We start from the raw sequence: 6,250 nt of genomic DNA, 5'->3' as shown, positions 1-6,250 counted from the left end.
TATTTTCTAACTCATTCTCAAAACTTAGATCCAACCTATTCAGCTAAATCCTTGTTTTTCAACAAGTTTTAATCAACATCACCGCCGATGGATGTGCATTCTACAGCATTCCTCTCCCAATGCAACCTCTTTTTTAAATATTTTAGAATTTTTTTAAATTATGTGTATTGAGTGGGTATTTAATAATCAAATTCACATCATTCAGTATGATATTGATAAAAAATCGAACACTTTAACTTTATTAAAATTAGATTAGAATAGTCACTATTATTTAACTGACTAGAACTATGTTACTAAATGGCTATATTTAAAATCAAAAAAGCCGTATTGATCTCCCTACTGCTTTTGATGTGCAGCTTTAGCCATGCCAATTCCAACCAGAACATTTATCAAATGACTCTATCTATTTTGAGCTATGCCAAAATTTCATCTCCACAACCAAATTTATGTCTAATTGATAACACTTTAGCATTAGCAGAGTTTAATCAAACCATTCAAAAGCAAAATTCAAATATCAAAGCACAAAATATTCATGATTATGAATTAAACAAGACCAATTGTGATGTTATATTTTTCTCTAAATCTTCTCCAACAGTCGAACAAAAGCTCATTCGAGAATCACTAAATAAGTCAATTCTCTCATTTTCAACAAATAATGAAGATTGCGAGGTTGGAAGTGTTTTCTGTCTCTATAGCAATAAAGCAGGTATTACAAAATTTAAAGTCAATTTAGACAGTCTTGCAAAAACCAAAATCCACGTTGATCCTCGTGTATTACTTCTTGCACAGAATATGGAGTAATTCAGATGATTGATAAATTTTTTGGATTAACTTCACTCCAATCACTATTTAGAAGATCACAATTTTTAATTTTTGCGATCACTTTTTTGATCTGCACTTTAATTTTTGCATCGATTTCAATCTTTACGGTGAAATCATACGCCAATCAAAACTTAACCTTAGTGAGTCGCACAATTGCGGAACGCATTCAACCTGCTCTTGTTTTCCAAGATAAATACACTTTAGACAATATTTTACACGAGTACACACAACAACATTCAATTCGCCTTATCCAAGTATTGGATAGCAATAAAGTTAAAATCACTGAAAGCAGCAAACTGATAGATCGTCATTCAGAACTTCAAACTTGGTTTGATGGATTATTTTTTTCTAAGCCGATTCAAATTGACATTACTCACAATGGGCAATTAGTCGGTGAGCTTCATCTATTCGGCAGTTCTCAAGATATCATTTTATTCATCATCAAGATTTGCTTAGCCTTGATCTTAGGTATGCTTTTTATGATTTTCGCCTTATGGTGGTCGGTTAATGCAACCTATCGTCATATTATGAATTCTATATCACCAATTATTCATACAGCACAATTAGTGAGTCAACAAAAAGCATACAATCTCCGCTTTCCAAAAAATGATATTCAAGAATTTCATCATCTAAACTCAGTATTTAATCAACTGTTAGAAGAAATTCAATCTTGGCACAACCAATTACAGTCTGAAAATACGCAGCTTAATTATCAAGTACAACATGATGAATTAACACATTTACCAAACCGACATTACTTTTATAAAGTTTTATGTAACCTTTTCGATCAGCCTGATAAACGTGAAAATACTGTTTTGATTTTTATAGATAACAATAAATTTAAGTCTATTAACGATCAATATGGTCATTTAGTGGGGGATGAAGTGTTGAAAGAGATGGCAAACCGATTAAAACAAAACACTCGTCAAAATGATTTTGTCGCAAGATTAAGTGGTGATGAATTTGCAATTATCTTAAGTCCTGTCAGTCAGGTTGATCACTTAATTTCAATCGCCGAAAATCTTATAAAATGTTCTGATGAGCCATTAAAATATAACGGACAATCAATTCATTTTAGTTTTAGTCTTGGTATTGCTTTGGCTAAAGAAGCTCATAACCCAGAGGACTTAATTTCTCAAGCAGACCAAGCGATGTACAAAGCGAAGAATCTAAAACATCATTGGCACATATTTCAACAATAGAATTTTTACTGAGGATTAATACCTATGCTCAACCGTAGTTTCAAACTTTTTATCATGAGCATTCTTTGTATAGGATTAAGTGCATGCTTGGGTATGGGATCTTTAAGCTATAAACAAGTAAAAATGTTAAAACAACAAGGTTTCGTTCTCACAGAGGAAGGTTGGAGTTTAGGACTCCCCGAACGACTTCTTTTCGATTTCGATCAGGCTGAAATCTCTCAAAAAAATCGTGAACAGATTCAACATCTCGCAGCACAACTACAAAAATACAATTTAAAGAAAGTCCGTATCGTCGGTCATACCGATCTTATTGGCAATCCAGATTATAATTTTAAACTTTCTGAAAGCCGTGCCCGAAGCGTAAGCACTATTTTTATCGAAGAGGGTTTTAATCCTGCTCATATCCAAACCATTGGTCGTGGTTCAACCCAACCTATTAATACTGCAAATACTGACGCTGCCCATGCAGAAAATAGACGCGTTGCTGTTATTATCGTGCCTTAAACATTCAACAAAAAAAGATCCTGATAGGATCTTTTTTAACAGCAAAAATCAGACATAAAAAAACCGCTTAACGCGGTATCTTTTATCTGACCATTTATAATGAAATAAATGGTCGGAGCAGTAGGATTCGAACCTACGACCCCCTGGTCCCAAACCAGGTGCACTACCAGGCTGTGCTATACTCCGATTACATCGGTTTGTGTTGGGGTGAATGACGGGATTCGAACCCGCGACAACCGGAATCACAATCCGGGGCTCTACCAACTGAGCTACATCCACCATCACAAAATTTGGTTCTATAAAATCAAGCGACCAATGGCGCGCCTGACAGGATTCGAACCTGTGACCATCCGCTTAGAAGGCGGATGCTCTATCCAACTGAGCTACAGGCGCATTACCCATGATTGCGAGATCATTGGAAAACCTTTGCCTTGAAGAATTGGTCGGAGCAGTAGGATTCGAACCTACGACCCCCTGGTCCCAAACCAGGTGCACTACCAGGCTGTGCTATACTCCGATTCATCTCAGCTTTTGTACCGTTCAACTTATCGTTTGATGTATCGTTCGGTACGGTGTGCATTCTAGGCGTGACGCTGGACAACGTCAACACCTATCTTCAAAAAAAATCAAAAAAACACTTCAAATGTATATTTATCAAGCATTTTGACTAATATTAACGCTTTAATGACGCACTAAAGTTTAACATTCGATCTAATGGTAATTTAGCGCGCTCTGCTAAAGCGAGATCAACATGCACTTTCTGATCACCATGTCGTAAAACATGCAAAATGCCATCCAATTCATTCATTGCCATCCATGGACAGTGTGCACAAGAACGACAAGTCGCTCCCTCACCTGCCGTAGGAGCCTCAATCAAAGTCTTATTCGGCACCATTTGCTGCATCTTATAAAAAATACCGCGATCTGTCGCAACAATCATTGTTTCATGCGGTAGTTCTTTTGCAGCCTTAATCAATTGTGAGGTACTTCCTACTGCATCAGCGACATCAATCACCGATTCTGGTGATTCAGGATGGACTAAAACTGCAGCATCAGGATAGATGGCTTTCATTTGAGCAATACCGCGTGCTCTAAATTCTTCATGTACGATACAAGAACCATCCCAGAGCAACATATCCGCTCCAGTTTTCTTTTGAATGTAACGTCCTAAATGCTGATCAGGTGCCCAAATAATTTTTTCACCTAAACTATCTAAATGCTCAACAATTTCGACAGCACAACTGGATGTCACCACCCAATCTGCACGTGCTTTTACCGCAGCTGAGGTATTTGCATAAACCACAACAGTATGATCAGGATGAGCATCACAGAACTTGGTAAACTCATCTACAGGACAACCTAGATCGAGTGAACAAGTTGCCTCTAAAGTAGGCATTAAAATGGTTTTGTTAGGTGATAAAATTTTAGAAGTTTCACCCATAAACTTCACACCAGCCACAACGAGTGTTGTCGCATCATGATCACGTCCAAAACGTGCCATTTCAAGTGAATCTGAAACACAACCACCAGTCAGCTCCGCAAGCTCCTGTACGACTGGATCACAATAATAATGAGCAACCAATACCGCATTACGCTTTTCCAATTCAGCTTGGATCTCAGCAATTTTTTGCTGCTTTAACTCTGGTGTTAAATCTTGATTGTTAGATTCACCAATCAGGTCTAAATGAGCTTGAACAATTGCTTTCGCATCATTTGCAATTAAATTGGTTGCATCATTCATTATTTGTATCTCTATCCATAGCGCTTATCAATATAAGCAATTACACACCGATTGGATTTGACCAATCATTAAAATTTGATAAATAAAAAGCCTCAACAGGGAGGCTTAATTTATTTAAGAACGATAATCTGCGTTGATCTTGACATAATCATATGACAAATCACAGGTGTAAACCGTATCTTTGGCAGAACCACGGCCCAAATCAACGCGAATTGTAATTTCTGATTGATTCATTACTTTAGCACCAGCCTCTTCTGTGTAATCTGCCGCTGCACCACCATCTTTACAGATCTGGACATCATCTAACCATACTTGGATTTTGTCGACATTTAAATCTGGGACACCAGCATAACCAATTGCAGCCAAGATACGTCCCCAGTTAGGGTCAGAAGCAAAGAACGCTGTTTTTACCAAAGGTGAATGTGCAATGCTGTAAGCGATGTCACAACACTCTTGCGTATTTGCACCACCTTCAACTGAAACAGTTATAAATTTGGTAGCACCTTCACCATCTCGAACGATCAACTGAGCCAAGCGCTTCATGACACGTGCAAGTACATCTAAAACAACAGAGTAACGAGCATCTTCTTCAGATGTAATTTCAGCACCACCTGCTTGACCAGTTGCTGCAAAAATACAAGAGTCATTAGTAGATGTATCACCATCAATCGTGATGCGATTAAATGATTGTTCGACCGTGGTTTTTAAAAGTTTTTGAACCAATTCACGAGCAATAGGCGCATCTGTCGCTACGAAAGACAACATTGTTGCCATATTAGGACGGATCATTCCTGCACCTTTTGAAATACCCGTCATTGCATACACAACCCCGTCAATTTCAAATTGTTCAGAAGCGCCCTTAGGCAAAGTATCCGTCGTCATAATACCTGAAGCTGCCTGAGGCCATACATCATCTTCAAGACTCTCAAATGCTGGTTTTAACCCAGCAATCAAACGCTCCATGGGTAATTTTTCACCAATTACGCCTGTTGAGAATGGCAAAACCTCGTTCTCATTTACACCAGCAATTTTGGCAAATTCAGCACAAGTGTCCTTTGCATTTTTCATACCTTTAGGACCAGTACCTGCATTCGCATTGCCTGTATTAATTACAAGGTAACGTGGATTTGTTTGAGACAAATGCAGTTTTGAAATATGTACTGGCGCTGCGCAAAAAGCATTTTGGGTAAATACACCTGCAACTTGAGTGCCTTGTGCGAATTCAAATACAACCAAGTCACGTCGATTTGGGTAACGTACATACGCTTCTGCTGAGCCAATTCTTACACCCTTTACCACATGCATTTGTGGCATTGATACGTCACCCACCGCCATTTTTGATTGTCCGAATTAAAAAAAATGATGACTAAGCTTATTAGAAATTAGAAAAAAAATCGAGTGAATAAGGCATTAGGGTTGATTGAAATGAATGATTTGAAATAAATCTCGATCCCTAAAAACAATAAAGCCAGTCAAAGACTGGCTTTAGTACGAAATTCTAAAATTAGTTAGATACAGTTTGTTCTAATAAAGCTTGTTTTGCTTTTTCTTGACTTGAACTTGAAAGAGCTGGATTTGATGCAACAATACGATTTGCTGTAGCTGGTGTTGCTGGTGCTATTGCAGCTGTTTGAAGAATAATTGGTCGACCAGCCGTATTACCAAGTGTATAACGGATACCAGTGCGTGGACTTATCACCGTTGTGGAGTCATTTTTAACTTCAGTTTGTGCTTGAATAACACCCGCAGCTGCTTGAACTTTCGCTAGAGGTACAGTTTTTGTATCAGTATTGGCAAATGCAAAAGCTGGTAAAGCAAAAACTGCAAATAAAGCCGGTTTTAGTATTTTTTTCATTGTCGCTTCCATATATTCAATCATGCAAAATTAAATAGCATTAACTGAGCAAATTGGCAATGCTTATTCACATGAACTGACCAAGCACTATAATAAAATAAAAAAAGCAGAACCTAAGTTCTGCTT

The 6,250-nt window shown here is 37.6% G+C and carries 6 protein-coding genes and 4 tRNA genes; 3 read left to right on the top strand and 7 right to left on the bottom strand.

Features of this window, described 5'->3' with window-relative positions; all coding sequences use genetic code 11:
• Positions 1 to 393 precede the first annotated feature (393 nt).
• From FTV17_RS12245 to FTV17_RS12235, 3 genes are read left to right on the top strand one after another with little or no spacing between them, the layout of a single operon-like run.
• Positions 394 to 801: a YfiR family protein gene (locus FTV17_RS12245; RefSeq protein ID WP_257219941.1), complete on the top strand. Its 408-nt coding sequence runs from the start codon at positions 394 to 396 to the stop codon at positions 799 to 801.
• Positions 802 to 806: 5 nt separating this feature from the next.
• Positions 807 to 2,024, top strand: a complete 1,218-nt coding sequence (locus FTV17_RS12240) for a sensor domain-containing diguanylate cyclase (RefSeq protein ID WP_179999894.1) — start codon at positions 807 to 809, stop codon at positions 2,022 to 2,024.
• Between the two features lie 24 nt (positions 2,025 to 2,048).
• Positions 2,049 to 2,528: an OmpA family protein gene (locus tag FTV17_RS12235; RefSeq protein WP_179999892.1), complete on the top strand. Its 480-nt coding sequence runs from the start codon at positions 2,049 to 2,051 to the stop codon at positions 2,526 to 2,528.
• Between the two features lie 109 nt (positions 2,529 to 2,637).
• Here the strand turns inward: FTV17_RS12235 and FTV17_RS12230 are convergent.
• The 7 genes from FTV17_RS12230 to FTV17_RS12200 form a co-directional block, all read right to left on the bottom strand.
• A tRNA-Pro gene (locus FTV17_RS12230) sits at positions 2,638 to 2,714 on the bottom strand.
• Between the two features lie 17 nt (positions 2,715 to 2,731).
• A tRNA-His gene (locus FTV17_RS12225) sits at positions 2,732 to 2,807 on the bottom strand.
• A 37-nt stretch (positions 2,808 to 2,844) separates the two neighbouring features.
• Positions 2,845 to 2,921, bottom strand: a tRNA-Arg gene (locus FTV17_RS12220).
• Between the two features lie 47 nt (positions 2,922 to 2,968).
• Positions 2,969 to 3,045 (bottom strand) — tRNA-Pro (locus FTV17_RS12215).
• A 156-nt stretch (positions 3,046 to 3,201) separates the two neighbouring features.
• A complete protein-coding gene (gene nadA, locus FTV17_RS12210) occupies positions 3,202 to 4,269 on the bottom strand; it encodes a quinolinate synthase NadA (RefSeq protein WP_179999890.1) in 1,068 nt (355 codons plus the stop codon).
• A 114-nt stretch (positions 4,270 to 4,383) separates the two neighbouring features.
• Positions 4,384 to 5,604: a bifunctional glutamate N-acetyltransferase/amino-acid acetyltransferase ArgJ gene (argJ, locus tag FTV17_RS12205; RefSeq protein ID WP_179999888.1), complete on the bottom strand. Its 1,221-nt coding sequence runs from the start codon at positions 5,602 to 5,604 to the stop codon at positions 4,384 to 4,386.
• 169 nt (positions 5,605 to 5,773) lie between these two features.
• A complete protein-coding gene (locus FTV17_RS12200; protein ID WP_179999886.1) occupies positions 5,774 to 6,124 on the bottom strand; it encodes a hypothetical protein in 351 nt (116 codons plus the stop codon).
• Positions 6,125 to 6,250: the final 126 nt, after the last annotated feature.

Source organism: Acinetobacter sp. YH12239, from assembly GCF_013417635.1.
GTDB lineage: Bacteria > Pseudomonadota > Gammaproteobacteria > Pseudomonadales > Moraxellaceae > Acinetobacter.
This window is presented reverse-complemented; position numbering and strand designations above follow the sequence as displayed.

Coding starts and splice junctions, on each gene's coding strand:
- FTV17_RS12200 (WP_179999886.1), bottom strand. CDS start 6,124: ATGAAAAAAATACTAAAACCGGCTTTATTTGCAGTTTTTGCTTTACCA.
- FTV17_RS12240 (WP_179999894.1), top strand. CDS start 807: ATGATTGATAAATTTTTTGGATTAACTTCACTCCAATCACTATTTAGA.
- FTV17_RS12245 (WP_257219941.1), top strand. CDS start 394: ATGACTCTATCTATTTTGAGCTATGCCAAAATTTCATCTCCACAACCA.
- nadA (WP_179999890.1), bottom strand. CDS start 4,269: ATGAATGATGCAACCAATTTAATTGCAAATGATGCGAAAGCAATTGTT.
- FTV17_RS12235 (WP_179999892.1), top strand. CDS start 2,049: ATGCTCAACCGTAGTTTCAAACTTTTTATCATGAGCATTCTTTGTATA.
- argJ (WP_179999888.1), bottom strand. CDS start 5,604: ATGGCGGTGGGTGACGTATCAATGCCACAAATGCATGTGGTAAAGGGT.